Origin of the sequence: Asanoa sp. WMMD1127, from assembly GCF_029626225.1 — a bacterium.
GTDB lineage: Bacteria > Actinomycetota > Actinomycetes > Mycobacteriales > Micromonosporaceae > Asanoa.
In genome coordinates this window covers 1,099,118-1,116,220 of the sequence record NZ_JARUBP010000001.1, presented here as the reverse complement: position 1 = coordinate 1,116,220, position 17,103 = coordinate 1,099,118, and the positions used below count along the sequence as shown (strand labels likewise).

Here is a 17,103-nt window from a genome sequence, read left to right as displayed (position 1 = left end):
CGGTGCTGCGCACCCAGGGGCTGACCTGGCGGGTGGGCGAGGTGGCGATCGTCGACGGTGTCGACATCGCCCTCGCCCCCGGCGAGTTCCTCGGCGTCATCGGGCCCAACGGCGCCGGCAAGACCTCGTTGTTCAACCTGGTCAGCGGGTTGCGCAAGCCGACCGCGGGCACGGTCTGGCTGGGCGGCGACGACGTCACCGGGCTACCGCCGCACCGCCGGGCGCGGCGGGGCCTGGGTCGCACGTTCCAGTCGTCGTCGGTGTTCGGCTCGCTGTCCGTACGCGAGAACGTGCGGCTCGCCGTCCAGGCGCACCGTGGCGGCTCGCTGGCCCTGTGGCGCCGGGCGGCCGCCTTCCGCGACGTCGCCGAGGCGGCCGACCAGGCACTGGGCCGGGTCGGCCTCACCGGCCGCGGCGACGCCCTGGCCGGCACGCTCGCGCACGGCGAGAAGCGCAAGCTGGAGATCGCGCTGCTGCTCGCCGCGGAGCCCACCGTGCTGCTGCTCGACGAGCCGATGGCCGGTGTCAGCGCGGAGGACGTGCCGGAGCTGGTCGCGGTCATCCGCGGCCTGACCCGGGGTGCGGAAGCCACTGGCCGGTCGGTCCTCATGGTGGAGCACCACATGGACGTGATCCTCGAGCTGGCGGACCGGATCGCCGTCATGCACCACGGCGCGCTGCTCGCCTGCGACACCCCCGACGCCGTGATGGCGCACCAGGGCGTCCAGGAGGCATACCTGGGGGAGGGCCTGTGAGCGAGCCGATCCTGCGGGTCGCCGATCTGAGCGTACGCATCGCGGGGCTGCACATCCTCCAGGGCGTCTCGTTCGCCGTGGCGCCCACCGGGGTCACCGCCCTCCTCGGCCGCAACGGCGTCGGCAAGACCACCACCCTGCGGGCGCTGGTCGGGCTCACCCCGCGCGGCGGCGAGGTGTCGGGCTCCGCGCGCTTCGGCGCCGTCGAGGCGCTGCGCACGCCGACCCACCGGTTGGTCCGGGCCGGCCTCGGCTACGTGCCCGAGGACCGGTGCGTGTTCGCCGGCCTCACGGTGGCCGAGAACCTGCGGCTGGCTGAGCGGGCCGGCGCCGCGCCGGCGTACGACCGCGTGTTCGACCTGTTTCCCGAACTGAAGAAGCGGGCCCGGCAGCGGGCCGGCACCCTCTCCGGCGGGCAGCAGCAGATGCTGGCGATCGGCCGGGTGCTGCTCGCCGACAACACGCTCCTGCTGGTCGACGAGCCGACCAAGGGCCTGGCGCCGAGGGTGGTGACGGAGGTGGCCGAGGCGCTGGCGGCGGTCGCCGAACAGGTGCCGGTGCTGCTCGTCGAGCAGAACCTGGCCGTGGTGCGGCGCCTGGCGAACGACGCGGTGGTCCTCGCCGCCGGTCGGGTCGCCTGGACCGGCCCGGCCGACCGGCTGCTCGGCGAGCCGGAGCTGACCAAGGCGCTGCTGGGCGTCGGAAGTGCTGGGGTGCACGCCTGATGTCGACGTTCGTGTTGCTCACGCTGACCGGGCTGGGCCTGGCCGCGCTCTACTTCCTCGTGGCGTCCGGGCTGTCGCTGGTCTTCGGGCTGGCCGACGTGCTCAACTTCGCGCACGGGCTGTTCCTCTCGGTCGGCGCGTACGCGACCTGGTGGGCCGCCGGCCATCTGCCGGGCGCCGGGCCGACCGGGTTCGGCTTCGTGCTCGCCGCCGCCTTCGGGGTGGTCGCCGGCGCGGTGGTCGCGGCCCTGGTCGAGCTCGTGCTGATCCGGCCGCTCTACTCCCGGACGATCGAGCAGGTGCTGGTCACCGTCGGCCTGTCGCTGGCCGGGGTCGCGCTGCTCCAGGCGACCTGGGGCGCCGACCCGCGGCCGTTCCCGCGCCCGGAGTGGACCCGCGGCGTCACCGGCATCGGCGGCGCCAACATCCCCAACGCCTCCCTGCTGCTGGTGCTGGCCGCCGCCGCCGTGCTGGCGCTGCTCCTGCTGTTCCTGCGGTTCACCCGCGTGGGCCTGGTGATCCGGGCCGGTGTCGAGAACCGGGAGATGGTCACCGCGCTCGGCATCGACGTGCGCAAGGCGTTCACGCTCGTGTTCGCGATCGGCGGTGCGGCCGCGGCGCTGGCCGGCGCGCTGGGCGGTGTCTACTTCGGATCCGTGTCGCCGGCACAGGGCGGTTCGCTGCTGATCTTCGCGTTCATCGTCGTGGTGATCGGCGGGATGGGATCGGTGGTCGGCTCCGCCTACGCAGCGGTCGCGGTCGGCCTGCTGCAGCAGTTCGTCAACTACTACGGCACCGCCGGGCTCGGCGACATCTGCGTGGTCGCGCTGCTCGCGATCGTGCTGCTGGTCCGGCCGCAGGGCATCGCCGGAAGGGCGGTCACGGCATGACCCAGGCTGTCCCGGTGAGCGCCGAGGCGCCGCCCGCGGCCACGCCGCCGGAGCTCGACACGGCACCGGCCCAGCCCGGCTGGCGCCGACTGCTGGCGTTCGGCCCGCTGGTCGCGCTGCTGGTGGCGGCCATCCTGCCCTATTTCCGGCTGCCGGTGCCGGGCATCCTCGACGGCCCGTTCAACTCGTACGGCAACCTGCAGTTGCTCGCGATCTGTCTGGTCTTCGGCGGGCTGGCGGCCAGCTACGACCTCCTGTTCGGCCGCACGGGCCTGCTCTCGTTCGGGCACGCGCTCTATTTCGCGGCCGGCATCTACGGCACCGACGTGCTGGTCACCCGGGCGGGCCTGCCGCTGTGGTCGGCGGCGCTGTTCGCGCTGGTCGGCAGCGCCACCCTGGCGGCCCTGCTCGGCGCGATCGCGCTGCGGACGACCGGCATCGCGTTCGCCATGGTGACGCTCGCCTTCGCCCAGGTCGGCGCGATCCTGGTGGCCCGGGACTTCGGTGGCCTGACCGGTGGCGAGGAAGGCCTGCCGCTGGCCACCGACGGCCTGCCCGACTTCCTGCTCGGTGTGGCCAACACGGTCAACCTCTACTGGCTCGCGCTGGCGTACCTGGCCGTGGTCGTGCTCGTGGTGTCCCGGGTGGCCGCCTCGCCGACCGGCCGGGTGCTCGCCGGCCTGCGCGACGACGAGCGCCGGGTAGGCGTGCTCGGCCTGGATCCCTATCGCTACAAGCTCGTCGCCTTCACCCTGGCCGGCGCGCTGGCGGCCCTCGGCGGCGTGGTCTACGTGCTGGTCGTCGGCGGCGCCTCGCCGCACGTGACCAGCTCCGAGCTGACCCTCTCGCTGCTGGTGATGGTCGTGCTCGGCGGACCGGGCACGCGCTGGGGTCCGGTGCTGGGCGGCATCCTCTACATGTATCTGGACCACCGGTTGACGTCGTTGTCCGCCGACCTGCCGGGCCCGCTCGGCCAGCCGCTGTTCGTGCTGGGCGTCATCTTCATCCTGGCCGTCTACTTCTTCCCCGGCGGCCTCGCCAGCCTCAAGTCCCGCGTCGCGCCGCTCCGCGCGGCCCTGGACTCGCGCAGAAAAGGTGAAACGGTGTCATAAGCGTCATTCGCCCTCTTCCGGTCGAAACCGTCATTAGGCTCGGATCCGGAATACCCGCCTGTTACGGGGGAAGGACGGGGGGCCCACATGACGACTCGGATACCCGCGAACGCCGTCAAGAACGAGCAGCGAAAACGGTTGCCTACGCCACGGCCCGCGGTGAACGGGCCCGACCTGGTCGCCTATCGCGAAGCCGTGGAGAGCCTGCTCATCGAACTCGCCGGACACAGTGGACCGGGCGTCGAGCCCGGTGACACCGCGAAGGCCGAGACCATTCTCATCGAACGGCTCGTCGAGCCCAACTTCACGGCTGTGCTCTCGGTGACGCCCCGCGGCCTCACCGGAACGGTGGAATGGCTGCTCAACGAGGTCCGCAACTACAAGCCGAGCAGCCGCAGCTCCGCCGCCGACCTGGCGGCCCAGGTGCGGATCTTCCTGCTGGCCCAGGTCGAGGCGATGTGGTGGGGGCAGACCACGCCGTTCGCGACGACCGACGACGTGCTCACCTCGCCCGACCTGATCGACATCGAGAAGCTGCGGCGGGCCGGCCTGCTCCCGTTCCGTTACCGGCGGCAGCCGCGCACGTTCGCGACCCGCGCGGCGCGGGCACTGGCCCGCCGGGTCGCGCCGGACCGCTGGCCGCGGACGGCCGGCCTGCGGTTCACCTACAGCCGGCCGGAGACGATCGCGCTGCTCGGGCAGGTCGCCGCCGACTTCCAGCGGCAGGCGCCGCACGGCACGCCGGCGCTCTGGGTCACGAGCATGACCCGCAGCGTCCGCCACCAGCAGCACCTGCGCGACCTCGGCTACGCCGCGATGTCGCCCAGCGCGCACTGCGTGGGCTGGGCCGTCGACGTGGAGATGGCCTGGTTCGAGCGGTTCTCCGCGCGCACGGCGTTGGAGAAGGTGCTGCTCGAGCGGCAAGCCGCCGGCGACGTCAACGTGATCGACGAGGGGCAGGCCTGGCACGTCTGCGTCAGCCCCGTCGCGGTCGCTGAACTGCAAAGGGAGTTCGCCACCAGGTACGAGACCGGGAGAAGGTGACCCGACACCGTGTGCGGTATCGCGCTCATCGTCGGCAACGATGCCGACCCCGCGCTCTTCCGGCGGATGCTGGAGTCCCTGACGCCGCGCGGCGACGTCCAGGAGGAGCTGCCGGAGAGTTTGCGGACGATCGGCGGGGGGCCGGCGACGGGGTTGCTCGCCGGCACCCAGCGACTGCGGATCGTCGACCGGGACCGCGCGGTGCAGCCGTGGGTCTCACCCGACGACGCCTGGGTCCTCTGCTACAACGGTGAGGTCTTCAACTATCGCGAGCTGCGGGCGGAGCTGATCGCCGCCGGCCGAGAGCTGCACAGCGAGAGCGACACCGAGGTCGTCCTCGAGGCGTTCCTGGAGTGGGGCGAGGCCGCGGTCGGCAAGCTGCGCGGCGAGTTCGCGTTCGCGATCGTCGAGCGGGCCACCGGGCGGGTCTTCGTGGCCCGCGACCCGTTGGGCGTCAAGCCGCTCTACTGGTCCCGCCGCGGCGGCCGTCTCCACATCGCGTCGGAGGTCAAGGCGCTGGTGCCGGTCGGTGCGCGGATCGCCGAGGTGCCGCCCGGCCACCACGGCTGGGCCACCCCGGTCACCGGGCCGCGGCTGAACCCGTACGTCGACCTGCTCCGGCTCGGTGAGGACCAGGTGCCGATCGAGGACGCGGACGAGGCGGCGAAGCTGGTCCGGGCGGCACTGCAGGACAGCATCCGGGTACGCGTGGACACCGACCTCACCGTCGGCGTCGTGCTCTCCGGCGGCCTGGACAGCTCGCTCACGCTGCTCCAGGTGCGCGAGATGCACCCCGACTGCGTGGCCTTCACGGTCGGCGCGCCCGGCAGCCCGGACCTCGACTACGCCAAGCGGCTCACCCGCGACCTCGGCGTACACCATGAGGTCGTCGAGCTGCGGCCCCGGGACATCCGGATGGGCGAGATCCGGGAAGCGATCCGGATGGGCGAGCTGTCCGAGTACGGCGACATCATCAACGCGGTGGTGTCGGTGCCGTTGTTCCGCCGGGTGCACGAGACCGGCGTCAAGGTGGTGCTCACCGGCGACGGCTCCGACGAGCTGTTCGGCGGCTACCCGATGTATCACGAGGTCGGCCCGGCCGCGGCCCGCCGGCTGTTCCTGCACAAGATCCGCAACCTGTGTCGTACGGAGCTCCAGCGCGTCGACCGCACCAGCATGGGACAGGGCGTCGAGGCCCGGGTGCCGTTCCTGGACCTGGCCCTCGTCGAGCTGGCCATGCGGATGCCGCTGTCGCTGAAGATGCGCAACGGCAAGGAGAAGTGGATCGTGCGGGAGGCGTTCGCCGACATCCTGCCCGACTACATCCGGCAGCGGCCCAAGAATCCGATGTCCTACTCGTCGGGTTTGCACGAGCGCGCCCGGCTCTACAAGGCGCGGTTCGCCGGGGTGCACCACTCCTTCGGGTACGGGCTGCTGGAACCGCTCCGCCGCGACTTCGACCATGTGCTGATGAAGTGCGGCAACGACCTCGACGCGGCGATCCGCGAGGCTGCCGTCCGGCAGGACTACACGTTGCTGGAGCACGCCCGCGACTTCGCGGGGGCGCTGCGCTGGTTCACCGGCGCCCGGGCGCCGTACTGACGCTGTGGGAGGGCTCTTCGGGGCCCTCCCTGGTAGAACTGTGCGGGTGAGGGAGCGGGCAGAGGAGATCCTGCGCCGGCTCGCGGGGGAGCACGCGAGGCTGCGCGACGACCAGTGGCGGGCCATCTCGGCCCTGGTCGAGGAGAAGCGGCGGGTGCTCTGCGTGCAGCGCACCGGGTGGGGCAAGTCCGCGGTCTACTTCGTCGCCACCGCGCTGCTCCGAGCCTCCGGCGCCGCCGGGCCCACCGTGATCGTCTCCCCGCTGCTCGCGCTGATGCGCAACCAGGTCGAGGCGGCCGAGCGGGCCGGCATCCGGGCCCACACGATCAACTCCGCCAACCTCGACGAGTGGGACGCGATCCACGCCGACGTGGTCGCGGGCAGCGTCGATCTTCTGCTGATCAGTCCCGAGCGGCTCAACAACCCCGACTTCCGTGACAACGTGCTGCCCAAGCTCGCCTCGACCACCGGCCTGCTGGTGGTCGACGAGGCGCACTGCGTCTCCGACTGGGGCCACGACTTCCGCCCCGACTACCGGCGGCTGCGCACGTTCCTGGCCGAGCTGCCGCCCGGCACGCCCGTGCTGGCCACCACCGCCACGGCCAACCAGCGGGTCACCGACGACGTGGCCGACCAGCTCGGCGACGCGCTGGTGCTGCGCGGCTCCCTGGAGCGCGACTCGCTGCGCCTCGGCGTCGTCTCGCTCGACTCGCCGGCGCATCGGCTGGCCTGGCTGGCCGACCAGCTCGAGACGCTGCCCGGCTCCGGCATCGTCTACACGCTGACCGTGGCGGCGGCCACCGAGACCGCCGACTTCCTGCGCCAGCGCGGCTTCCCCGTGGCCTCCTACTCCGGCCAGGCCGACGACGCGGCCCGCCAGCAGGCCGAGCAGGACCTGCTCGACAACAAGCTCAAGGCGCTGATCGCCACGTCGGCCCTCGGCATGGGCTTCGACAAGCCTGACCTCGGCTTCGTCGTGCACCTGGGCGCGCCGCCCTCGCCGATCGCCTACTACCAGCAGGTCGGCCGGGCCGGCCGGGCCGTGCGCAACGCCGACGTGCTGCTGCTGCCGGGCCGCGAGGACGCGGCGATCTGGCGCTACTTCGCCTCGCTGGCCTTCCCGCCCGAGCAGCAGGTGCGCGACGTGCTGCACGCCCTCGACGCCGCCGGCCGGCCGCTGTCGACCCAGGCGCTGGAGCCGATGGTCGACCTGCGCCGCACGCGCCTCGAGATGATGCTCAAGGTGCTCGATGTCGACGGCGCGGTGCGCCGGGTTCGCGGCGGCTGGGTGTCCACCGGCGAGCCGTGGGTCTACGACACCGCCCGGTTGCGCCGCGTCGCCGCCGCTCGCGAGACCGAGCAGCAGAGCATGCGCGACTACGTCGCGACGGCCGGCTGCCGGATGGAGTTCCTGCGGCGCAGCCTCGACGATCCCGGAGCGGCGCCGTGCGGGCGCTGCGACAACTGCGCCGGGCCGTTCGCGCCCGCCGAGGTGTCCGGGCCGGCCCTGGCCGCCGCGGAGGCGTTCCTCGGCCGGGCCGGGGTCGGGATCGCGCCCAAGAAGCTCTGGCCGACCGGCCTCTCCGAGGTGCGCGGCAAGCTGAGCGCCGACGAGCAGGCCGCCCCCGGCCGGGCCGTCGGACGCCTCTCCGACCTGGGCTGGGGCAGCCGCCTGCGCGACCTGCTGAGCCCGGACGCCCCCGACCGCCCACTGCCCGACGACGTCACCGGGGCGGTCGTCGAGGTGCTCAAGGACTGGTCGCGGGGCGACGACCCGTGGGCCCGGCGACCGGTGGCGGTGGTCGGCATCGCGTCCCGCCGGCGGCCGCAGCTGGTCGGGTCGCTGGCCGCCCGGATCGCCGAGATCGGCCGGCTGCCGCTGCTCGGGCTGGTCGAGCCGGGCCCGCAGGCGCCGCCGTCCGGTGGCGGCGCCCGCGGCAACAGCGCGCAGCGGGTACGCGCCCTGCACGGAGCGTTCCAGCTCCCGCCGGACCTGGCCGCCGCACTGTCCGCAGTGGACGGCCCGGTGCTGCTGGTCGACGACCTGGTCGACTCCGGCTGGACGATGACGATCGTCGCGCGCGACCTGCGGGCGGCGGGCGCCCCGTCGGTGTTGCCGTTGGCGTTGGGCGTGGCCGGTTAGCGGCGCGGTCGCCCGTACCCGTGGACGGGTTGGTAGTCGACCCGGTCGAACCTGATGCGCTCGCCGTGCTGGGGGGCGTGGATGATCCGGCCCGCGCCGACGTACATCCCGACGTGCTGGATGTTGCCGTAGTAGAAGACCAGGTCGCCGGGGCGCAGTTGGCCGCGGCCGACGTGGGCGACGGCGCCGTACTGGGCTCGGGCGTTGTGCGGCAGGTCGACGCCGGCGGCCCGCCAGGCGGCCGCCGTCAGGCCCGAGCAGTCGTAGCCCTCGGGTCCGGAGGCGCCCCACACGTAGGGCTTGCCGAGCTGGGCGTAGACGAACCGGACCGCGGCGCTCGCGGCGCCCGGCGGCAGCGGCGGTGGGTCCTCGAGCACCGGCGGCAGGTCCGTGACGCCGAGGTCGAAGCGGAGCGCGTCGAGCCTCGCGATCTCGCCCTCGATGTGCCGCTTCTTCGACAGCAGCTTCGCGCCCTGGACCTTCTCGCGGGCGGCGAGCGCGTTGAGTGACTCCTGCGCGGCGGCCACGTTGGCGTTGGCCGCCTCGAGCGCCTCGATCGCGCGGCCGCGCTGGGTGCCGAGGGCTTCCAGCATGGCCAACCCGTTGCCGAGCGCCTGCGGCGAGCCGGAATGCAGCAGCCCGATGACGTTGGCCGCCCGACCGGTCCGGTACGCCGCCGCGGCCATCGTGCCCACCTCGGCGCTGCGGGCCTGCGCGACCGCCTCCAGCGGCGCGATCCCGGTGCGGAGCCGCTCCGCCTCGGCGCGCCCGCGCTTGACCTCCAACTTCAGGTCGTTGTATTGCTCGACGACCACCTCGAGCTGGTGGGTGGCGCTCTTGAGCCGCTTCTTGACCTCGTCGGCGGACGGGTTGGCGGCGGCCGGCGCGGCCAGCGGACCGAGCACGGCGAGCAGGGCGGCCGCCGCGGTCAACGTGCGGTGCGCGCCTCGTGTGATGATCGGCACGATCGGTTAACGAGTCGGCTGGGGCGTAAGCCACTATGCGGGCAAATCCGACTAGGCGCGGATACACCCGGGGGGTATATTCGAGCGCATGACCGTCAACGACGAGACCGCCGGCAACGGCCCTTACTGGTACGCCGCCGACAAGCAGGCCCTGCTGAGTCGCCTCCGGCGCATCGAGGGTCAGGTTCGCGGGGTCCACCGGATGGTCGAAGACGACACCTACTGCATCGACGTGCTGACCCAGATCTCCGCGGCGACCAAGGCGCTCCAGGCCGTGGCCGTGGGGCTGCTCGAGGGGCACATCGCCCACTGCGTCATGGAGGCCGCCGAGAACGGCACCGACCCGTCGGCCAAGGTGAAAGAGGCGTCGGAAGCGATCGCCCGGCTCGTCCGCTCCTGATCCCGTCCGGCTCCTGATCCCGTCCCCGTCCGGAGGTAACCCCGTGTCCAGCACCGCCACCTACACCGTGACCGGCATGACCTGCGCCCACTGCGTCGACGCGGTGACCGGCGAGCTGCGTTCCCTGCCGGGCGTCACCGACGTGCGGATCGACCTGGCGACCGGTGCGGTCGCGGTGACCAGCGACGCGCCGCTGGCCGCCGGCGACGTGCGGGCCGCGGTCGACGAGGCCGGCTACGAGCTGGCCGCCGCCGATGCCTGAGGCCGCGCGCACCAAGAGCCGCCCGGCCGCCGCCGCGCCCCCTGGGCCGGATCGCGCCGGGTTGCGGCTCGGCCTGTTCGTCGCTGGGCTCGTCTTCGCGCTGGTCGGTGGCTTCGGCCTCGGCAAGCTGACCGGCGGCGACGCGCAACCGGCCGACGGCGCCGCCGCGGCCGGCGGGATGGCGATGCCGTCCGCCGATCCCAACGCCGGCCACGCGCACGCGCCCGGCACCGGCGAGCACGACCACGGCAGCAGCGGCATGACCGCGACGGCCGGCGCGGAGCTCGGCGGGCTGAGCCTGAGCGGCAGCGGCTACACGCTCGTGCCGGCGGCCACCACGTTCACCGCGGGCAAGCCGGCCGACTTCCGGTTCACCGTGCAGGGGCCGCAGCGGCAGCCGGTCACCCAGTTCGCGGTCGTCCACGAGAAGCAGCTCCACCTGATCGTGGCCCGGCGCGACCTCTCCGGCTATCAGCACCTGCACCCGACGATGGCCGCCGACGGCACCTGGAGCATCCCGCTGACCCTCGGCGAGCCGGGGCTGTGGCGAGCGGTCGCGGACTTCACGATCGTCGACTCGGCCGGCGCCCAGATCGCCGCGACCCTCGGCGCCGACCTGGTCGTGGCCGGCGACTACGCGCCCCGGGCGCTGCCCGCCCCGGCGCGCGAGGCGACGACGGGCGAGTTCACCGTCACCTACGAGGGCACCCCGACGGTCGGCGCGACCCAGCCGCTGCAGTTCCGGGTGTTCCGCAACGGCGCCCCGGTCACCGACCTGCAGCCCTACCTGGGGTCCTTCGGGCATCTCGTGGTGCTGCGCGAGAACGACCTCGGCTACCTACACGTCCACCCCGACGAGCAGCGGACGCCGGGAACGGTCAAGTTCTGGCTGGCGGTGCCGAGCCCGGGCAACTACCGGGCGTACTTCGACTTCCAGGTGGCCGGCCAGGTGCACACGGCCGAGTTCACTGTGAACGTCGGCTAGTGCCCCGTCCGGCCGCCGCCAGGCGGCGGCCGGGCCCGGCCGCGTCGGTCGGCCCTAAGCCGTCTTTCGGATCGGGCGAGTGGCGAGGCGGCGCAGCGCTTCGCGGATGTGCCGCTTCTCCGCCGCGGAAACGGTCGGGTCGGTGAGCCGGTCGAGAATGACCTGGAGGTCCTTGTCGACCCGGCTCGGCCGGGCGGTCGTGCCCGGCGCGCGGCCCGGCATGTTGAGCGCCCGGAACGCCGCCGAAACGGGCACGTCGAGCGCCGCGCAGAAGTTTTGCACCTTGGCGAGCTCGGGATAGTCGTGCCAGTCGCCGGCCAGCCAGCGGAAAAGGGTCGATCGACCGACGCCGGTCTCCGAAGCGAGGTCGTTGACCGTCCAGCCACGGGCATTCTTCGCGTCGTCAACGGCCCGCCGGACGAAGCGTGCGAACGCTGCCTGCGGCGAGTCATCCGTGGCCATCGGCCGGTCGCCCTCCCCGCGGTCGAGAATCGTCACCGGAAAGGGTAACCCGTGGGGCCGAGAATGCAACGGGCCGTTCGGCCTATTAGTCCCGTCCGCGGGACTGCCCTACAGTCGGTCCAGAACCGCACCGGGACCCGTGCGTGGGACCCTCCCCACAGTGTCCGACCGCGCACCGTCCGCGTTGCGTCCACGAGCCCTCGGCCCGTGGTGCCGGTGTGGTGTCCCGCCGGCGGGGGGTCGGCGGGACACCACACCGTCAGCGTGCGCCCACTCCGGTGACTTACCAGACCGTTACCCATCGTCTATGCTCACGCCCCGAGAGTGGAGAACGACGGGATGCGACTATGGCCCAACCAGAAGACCGCCCGGTTCCCTATCGACCCGGCGTCATAAGCCTGTTCTTCGTCATCAAGGCAGCGATTTTCGCGCTGGCCTTCTGGATCTGGCTGCTCGTCCTCGCCATACAGGATGGGCCGCTCACCGGTTGGGGTCTGTTCGCGGCCGCCGGCGCGATTACCACCACGCTCGTCGGCGTGATTCTGGGCATCCGGATCGCCCTGCAGGCCAACGCCGCCGATCGGCACGCCGAGCTGAAGAAGACCCTCGTCGAGATTTCCTGGAACACCGCGTTCCTGGCCCACCAGGACGACGACTCCGACAATGTCGTGCGTTTTCCGAGCGCGGTGCCGGACGACTCCGGCGGTTGGCCGAGCCGCGAGGGCCCCGAGCGCCGTCGCTAGCCTCGGTCGGCGAGGAGCTCCGCCAGCCTCGGGCGCACCTGCCAGGCGGTGACCAGCTCTTCGTACTCGTGGCTCGGCCCGGTTTGGCCCGTGCGGCGGGCCCGCAGCAGCAGGTTTCGCGGCGTGTGCGCGGAGTCGATGAACTCCGTCACGTCGACCCGGTAGCCCCGCTCGCGGAGCAGGGCGGCGCGCAGCGAGTCGGTGAGGACGTCCGCGAAGCGCTCGCGCAGGATGCCCTGCCCGGTGATCAGCTGGTACGGCCCCGGCGCGGGCTGCCGCCGCAGCTGCGCGGCGATGTCGTGGTGGCAGCAGGGCGCGGCCAGGATCCACTCGGCGCCCCAGCCGACGGCGCGGTGCAGCGCCTCGTCGGTGGCGGTGTCGCAGGCGTGCAGCGCGAGCACGAGGTGGGGCGCGGGGTCGACCGCCGCGTCCAGGATGGTGCCGGCGGCGAACCGCAGCGGGCCCGCGTAGCCCAGATGGGCGGCCAGCCGGGTGTTGCGGTCGCGCTGGTCCTCGCGTACGTCCACACCGGTCATCTCGACCTCGAGCCCGCGCACCGCGGTCAGGTAGCGGTAGGCCGCGAACGTCAGGTAGGCGTTGCCGCAGCCCAGGTCGACGACCCGCAACGGCTGCGGCAGCCCGTCGGTGGGCAGGGTGGCGGCGAGGGCGCGGAGGAAAGCGTCGACCTGGCGGCGTTTGGCCGCGGTGCCGCCGATCACCTCCCAGAGCGGGTCGCCGGGGTCGAGCAGGTGCTGGCGTACGCGATCGTGGTCGTGGGTCTGTGGGGTGGTCGCGGCGGCCTGGCGGTGCACCTGGGCGTCGCCCTTCTTGGTCACCCGCAGCTGCACGGTCGTGCCGGCGCTCTCGACGTGCCAGTTGCCGAACGGCTCGGCGAGCAGCGCGTCGACGGCCTCGTCGGCCTCGCGACCCGGGGCGACGTTGCGGGTGTGCGGGCGGGCGCCGTCGTTGGTGACGATCTGCAGCCGGCGGCCGGCCTTGAGCGCGACCGGGCGGAGCTCGGCCCGGACCACCGACGGCGTCGCACCCCGGCGCCGGCCGGCCGCGACCGCCCGGGTGAGGCCGGGGTCGAGCAGCAGGCCGCGCACCTCGGCGAGGGCGGTGGAGAGGTCTTCGGGCATGCCTACATTGTCCGCGTCTCGCCGATCGCCGGCCGCCACAGGTCGTCAGCGTCACGTCCGGCCGCGTGCCAGGCGGTGGCGAGCCGCTCCACCGGCGCCAACAGCGGCTCGGTGCTGAGGACGAAGGTGCCCCAGTGCATCCCGGATACGCGGCGCGCGCCGAGGTCGGCGGCCGCCTGGACGGCCTCCTCGGGGTCCATGTGCTGGTTGCGCATGAACCAGCGCGGCTCGTACGCCCCGATCGGCAGCAAAGCCAGTTCGATGCCGGACTGGCGGTCGGCGATCTCGGCGAACCGGCTGCCGTACCCGGTGTCGCCGGCGAAGTAGATCTTGGGTTGGCCTTCGGCCGCGATGATCCAGCCGCCCCAGAGGCTCTTGTTGGTGTCGGCGAGGCTGCGGCGGCTCCAGTGGTGCGCCGGGACGAACGTGAACGTGACCGGGCCGATCCGCCGGACCTCCCACCAGTCGAGGTCGGTCACGTCACGGAAGCCGCGGCGGCGGAACCACCAACCCAGATTCGCGGGTACGAGCATCGGCGTGTCGCGGGGCAGCCGGCTGATGGTCGGGGCGTCGAGGTGGTCGTAATGGTTGTGGGAGATCAGCACCGCGTCGATCCTCGGCAGGCCTTCCCAGGCCACGCCCGGGGCGGTGTAGCGGGTGATGAACGGCGGGATCCGCCGCGACCAGACGGGGTCGGTGAGGATGGTGAGGCCGCCGGTCTGCAGGACGAAGCTGGCGTGCCCGATCCAGGTCACGGCGGTGGTGTTCGGGTCGGGCTCGTGGAGCTTTGGTTGTGGCTGCTGGGCGATCGCGCGCCCGGCGCGTCGGCGGCTGGCTGCGTCGGGCCGCTTCTCGCGCGCCATTCTCGCGACGTCGCGGCCGCTGGGCAGCGGGGCGGTCAGCCGGTCGGCGAAGGAGGGCGGCCAGTCGCGCGCGCTGCGGCGGGCTGCTTCCAGGCGGCGGCGCACCCGGTTCGGATCGAACATGTACCCACCGTCGGCGGGACACCACTGGACCGTCAAGTTAGGGTGACCTAAGCTCAGGCTCCGGCTGGTTCTGCTCGTTCGGAGGCGCCATGATCAACGCCGACACGGAGGTGGGCCTCGCGGCCCGGGTCCGGTCCCTGACCCGCGCCGACCACGAGGCGGCCGAGACAACGCCGTTCGTCACGGACCTGATGGCGGGGCGCCTGGACGTCGGGGCTTATGCGCGGCTGGCGAGCCAGCACTATTTCATCTACGAGACCCTGGAGCAGGCCGCGGCGGCGCTGCGCTCGGATCCGGTGGCGGGGTCGTTTGTCGCCTTCGGCCTTGACCGATTGCCGGCCCTGTGCGCTGATCTGCACCATCTGCGTGGGTCGGGCTGGCGCACGGAGATCTCACCGCTCCCGGCGACCCGCGACTATCTGTCGCGGCTACGGGAGGTGGCCTTCACGGACGCGCCGTCGTTCGTCGCCCACCACTACACCCGCTACCTGGGCGACCTGTCGGGCGGCCAGATGGTCAAGCGAGCCCTCCGCCGCGAATACGGCGTGGGCGCCGCGGGCACGTCTTTCTACGAATTCCCGGGGGTGGCGGCTGGCGCGGTAAAGCGCCGCTACCGCGAACTACTCGACGCGGCACCGTGGTCGGCTGCGGAGCAGAACCGCTTCATCTCGGAGGTAAAGCAAGCCTTCCACCACAACCGCGCCGTCTTCGAAAACCTCGCGGCCTGACTGTGGGCCTTTCCGCTACAACCGCACCTTCTTCGGAAGCCTCGCGTCCTGACTTTGGTTCTTCCGCTATAACGGCGCCCTCTTCGGAAGCCTCGCGGCTGACTTTAGACCTTTCCGTCACAAGCGCCGTCTTGATGACCTTGCGGCCTGGCTCTAGGCCGCTTCGCCACAAACGGTGCCTCTTTCGGAAGCGTTGCGGTGTGGCGCTGGGCCTTTCCGCGACAAATGGCGCCTCTTTCGGAAGTGTTTGCGGTTGTGGTTGCTGGGCCTTTCCGCGACAAACGGCGCCTCTTTCGGAAGCGTCGCGATCTGGCGCTAGGCCTTTCCGCGACAAACGGCGTCTCCTCCGGGAACCCTGGGGCTTTACTTCTGACTTCCGCCACAACCGCGCCGTTTTCGGATATCTCGCGGCCTGAGTTAGGCCATTCGGCGCATCGCACGGCGGAACGCCCCGGTAGTCGAACTTTCGGGAGCGAAGCGACGACTGCGACCTCGACGCTGGTTAGCCATGGTGGCGGTTGTTGCAACTGCGACTCATAGCACGCTGGGCCGAAGGGCTGGTCAGTTTGGATTGCCGGCTTGACGCGCATGGCGCACGTGGTTGATCAACGCTGCAGCAGCCGATCGGCCGGTCAGATCCCAACCCACTGCCACGGCCTGCTCGAAGTCGGCTGGATACTTTTTGGAATACTAAGATTGGCACACCTAATTCTCTCGCAACTATATTACGAGCCGGCTCGAGCGAGGACAATGGAGATATGCGGCAGCTCCAGTTGTTCACCAGCGGTGAGTTGGCTGTTATGCGCGATCGAACCAGATCCCGCAACTTCTCCCCAGAGCGAGAGCATTTTCGCCGTGCGCATCAACGTCATCGGGCATGGGGTTTGGCGCAACGCCACGCGGAAAAACTGCGCCGGAATCGCGAGAGCAGAGGTCCGGAACAATGGCTCAGTGCCCCGCAGGCTGACGTCGCTCGGCTTTCCCCGGCAGGTCGGCACGCGCCTAGGCCACGGTGTGGCTTAAATCCCGAGTCGACGAGCTCGGCGATTTCGCTGGAAGCGGTAAGCCCGGCCGATAGGGCGAGCGCGGTCGACACCGCGGCTGATGTCGAGGTCGCTACTTCGGTCGAGACGGTGAGCCCGGTCGCGAGGGTGACCGAGGCCGTTGCCGCCACCAGGCCGCAGTCGGCGGGCTTAGGCGAAGTTACTTCTCAGCCCGGCCCGCTGATCGTTGCCGAAGCTGTTACGCCACTAACGACGGCGGCCCCGGCTCGCGCCAGCGGTCCGTTTGGCGACAGCGGTCGCGCCGGCCACGCCGGCGGGGCCGGCGACGGTCGTGCCGGCCACGGCGGTCAGGTTCGTGACGGCGGTCGCGCTGGCGACAGCGGTCCAGCCAGCGACGGCGGTCCGGCTCACGAGGGCGCTCTCGTTCGCGGCGGCTGTCGCGCTGGTTTCGGCAGTCCGGTTCGCGAGCGCGGTCCGGTTCGTGACTGCGGTCCGGTTCGCGACGGCGGTAGGGCTCGCGTCAACAGTCCGGTTCGCCAGAACGTGCCCGTTCGCGAGTGCGTTCCCCGTTCGCGGCGGCGGTCGGCTGGTGTTGCCGGTCCGGTTCGCGCGGCCGCAGCGGTTAGCGGCGGCGGTCGGGGTGGCGGGGGCGGTCATGTTGGTGAGTGCGGTCTGGTGTGCGTGGGCGCAGCGGTTAGCGGCGGCGGTCGGGGTGGCGGGGGCGGTCATGTTGGTGAGTGCGGTCCGGTTTGCGCGGGCGTTCCCGTTCGCGGCGATCCTCGGGGTGGCGACGGCGGTCACGTTCGTGACTGCGGTCCGGTTCGTGAACCCGGTATGGCTCGCGACGGCGGTCCGGTTCGCGCGCGCGTTCCCGTTTCCGGCTGCGGTCGCGCTGGTGTCGGCGGTAGGGCTGGCGTCCGCGGGCCGCATCGTGACGGCGTTCGCGGGGGCGGCTGCTGTCCGGTTCATGACGGCGGTCGGCGAGGCGACGGCGGACCGGTCCGGGACTATGGCCGTTGTAGAGGCGGTCAGCCCGGTCGGCATTGGTCAGCCCGCGAGACCTTGCCCGGCAGGAGCGGCCAGTTTGGTCGACCTCGCACACAGCCACGCCTGCGGCTGAGCGGGGTCGGCCGGCAAAGACGAAGCGAGGCAAGGGCG

Annotated in this window: 17 protein-coding genes; 13 read left to right on the top strand and 4 right to left on the bottom strand. The window is 72.0% G+C overall.

Features of this window, described 5'->3' with window-relative positions; translation table 11 throughout:
* Positions 1-2 precede the first annotated feature (2 nt).
* From O7635_RS05560 to O7635_RS05530, 7 genes are all read left to right on the top strand, one after another.
* Positions 3-755 carry an ABC transporter ATP-binding protein gene (locus O7635_RS05560; protein ID WP_278085374.1) on the top strand — a complete coding sequence of 251 codons (753 nt, stop codon included), beginning with the start codon at positions 3-5 and terminating at the stop codon, positions 753-755.
* Positions 752-1,480 carry an ABC transporter ATP-binding protein gene (locus O7635_RS05555; protein ID WP_278079331.1) on the top strand — a complete coding sequence of 243 codons (729 nt, stop codon included), beginning with the start codon at positions 752-754 and terminating at the stop codon, positions 1,478-1,480. The genes O7635_RS05560 and O7635_RS05555 overlap by 4 nt, the downstream gene beginning before the upstream one ends.
* A complete protein-coding gene (locus tag O7635_RS05550; RefSeq protein WP_278079330.1) occupies positions 1,480-2,370 on the top strand; it encodes a branched-chain amino acid ABC transporter permease in 891 nt (296 codons plus the stop codon). The genes O7635_RS05555 and O7635_RS05550 overlap by 1 nt, the downstream gene beginning before the upstream one ends.
* The gene (locus tag O7635_RS05545) at positions 2,367-3,482 is read left to right on the top strand and encodes a branched-chain amino acid ABC transporter permease (RefSeq protein ID WP_278079329.1); all 1,116 of its coding nucleotides are present in this window, start codon (positions 2,367-2,369) and stop codon (positions 3,480-3,482) included. The genes O7635_RS05550 and O7635_RS05545 overlap by 4 nt, the downstream gene beginning before the upstream one ends.
* Positions 3,483-3,620: 138 nt before the next feature.
* Positions 3,621-4,526 carry a DUF5715 family protein gene (locus tag O7635_RS05540; RefSeq protein WP_278079328.1) on the top strand — a complete coding sequence of 302 codons (906 nt, stop codon included), beginning with the start codon at positions 3,621-3,623 and terminating at the stop codon, positions 4,524-4,526.
* A gap of 9 nt (positions 4,527-4,535) precedes the next feature.
* The gene (locus tag O7635_RS05535) at positions 4,536-6,128 is read left to right on the top strand and encodes an asparagine synthase-related protein (protein ID WP_278079327.1); all 1,593 of its coding nucleotides are present in this window, start codon (positions 4,536-4,538) and stop codon (positions 6,126-6,128) included.
* Between the two features lie 40 nt (positions 6,129-6,168).
* Complete coding sequence (locus O7635_RS05530; protein WP_278079326.1) at positions 6,169-8,271, top strand: DEAD/DEAH box helicase; 2,103 nt, start codon at positions 6,169-6,171, stop codon at positions 8,269-8,271.
* On the opposite strand, the gene O7635_RS05525 is transcribed toward O7635_RS05530, so the two are convergent.
* On the bottom strand, positions 8,268-9,236 hold the full coding sequence (locus O7635_RS05525; protein WP_278079325.1) for a C40 family peptidase: 969 nt from the start codon (positions 9,234-9,236) through the stop codon (positions 8,268-8,270). The two genes, O7635_RS05530 and O7635_RS05525, sit on opposite strands and share 4 nt — an antisense overlap.
* An 88-nt stretch (positions 9,237-9,324) precedes the next feature.
* Here O7635_RS05525 and O7635_RS05520 point away from each other — a divergent pair, with 88 nt between their 5' ends.
* Genes O7635_RS05520 through O7635_RS05510 form a run of 3 tightly spaced genes read left to right on the top strand, consistent with a single transcriptional unit; the run spans position 9,325 to position 10,883 of the window.
* On the top strand, positions 9,325-9,636 hold the full coding sequence (locus O7635_RS05520) for a metal-sensitive transcriptional regulator (protein ID WP_278079324.1): 312 nt from the start codon (positions 9,325-9,327) through the stop codon (positions 9,634-9,636).
* 43 nt (positions 9,637-9,679) lie between these two features.
* Positions 9,680-9,898 carry a heavy-metal-associated domain-containing protein gene (locus O7635_RS05515; protein WP_278079323.1) on the top strand — a complete coding sequence of 73 codons (219 nt, stop codon included), beginning with the start codon at positions 9,680-9,682 and terminating at the stop codon, positions 9,896-9,898.
* A complete protein-coding gene (locus O7635_RS05510) occupies positions 9,891-10,883 on the top strand; it encodes a hypothetical protein (RefSeq protein ID WP_278079322.1) in 993 nt (330 codons plus the stop codon). Before O7635_RS05515 ends, O7635_RS05510 begins: the two co-directional genes overlap by 8 nt.
* 54 nt (positions 10,884-10,937) lie before the next feature.
* Here O7635_RS05510 and O7635_RS05505 read toward each other — a convergent pair whose 3' ends face one another.
* Positions 10,938-11,345, bottom strand: coding sequence for a helix-turn-helix domain-containing protein (locus O7635_RS05505; RefSeq protein WP_278085373.1), 408 nt, complete (start codon positions 11,343-11,345; stop codon positions 10,938-10,940).
* Between the two features lie 347 nt (positions 11,346-11,692).
* Here O7635_RS05505 and O7635_RS05500 point away from each other — a divergent pair, with 347 nt between their 5' ends.
* On the top strand, positions 11,693-12,088 hold the full coding sequence (locus tag O7635_RS05500; RefSeq protein ID WP_278079321.1) for a hypothetical protein: 396 nt from the start codon (positions 11,693-11,695) through the stop codon (positions 12,086-12,088).
* Here O7635_RS05500 and O7635_RS05495 read toward each other — a convergent pair.
* Together O7635_RS05495 and O7635_RS05490 are read right to left on the bottom strand one after the other, a co-directional pair.
* Positions 12,085-13,227, bottom strand: coding sequence for an SAM-dependent methyltransferase (locus O7635_RS05495; protein ID WP_278079320.1), 1,143 nt, complete (start codon positions 13,225-13,227; stop codon positions 12,085-12,087). The genes O7635_RS05500 and O7635_RS05495 overlap by 4 nt on opposite strands.
* A gap of 2 nt (positions 13,228-13,229) precedes the next feature.
* The gene (locus O7635_RS05490; protein WP_278079319.1) at positions 13,230-14,213 is read right to left on the bottom strand and encodes an MBL fold metallo-hydrolase; all 984 of its coding nucleotides are present in this window, start codon (positions 14,211-14,213) and stop codon (positions 13,230-13,232) included.
* A gap of 89 nt (positions 14,214-14,302) precedes the next feature.
* On the opposite strand from O7635_RS05490, the gene O7635_RS05485 reads away from it, so the two are divergent.
* Positions 14,303-14,941: a biliverdin-producing heme oxygenase gene (locus O7635_RS05485; protein ID WP_278079318.1), complete on the top strand. Its 639-nt coding sequence runs from the start codon at positions 14,303-14,305 to the stop codon at positions 14,939-14,941.
* Between the two features lie 1,359 nt (positions 14,942-16,300).
* Positions 16,301-17,065 (top strand): hypothetical protein, encoded by a 765-nt coding sequence (locus O7635_RS05480; RefSeq protein WP_278079317.1) that lies wholly within the window; start codon positions 16,301-16,303, stop codon positions 17,063-17,065.
* Positions 17,066-17,103 lie beyond the last annotated feature (38 nt).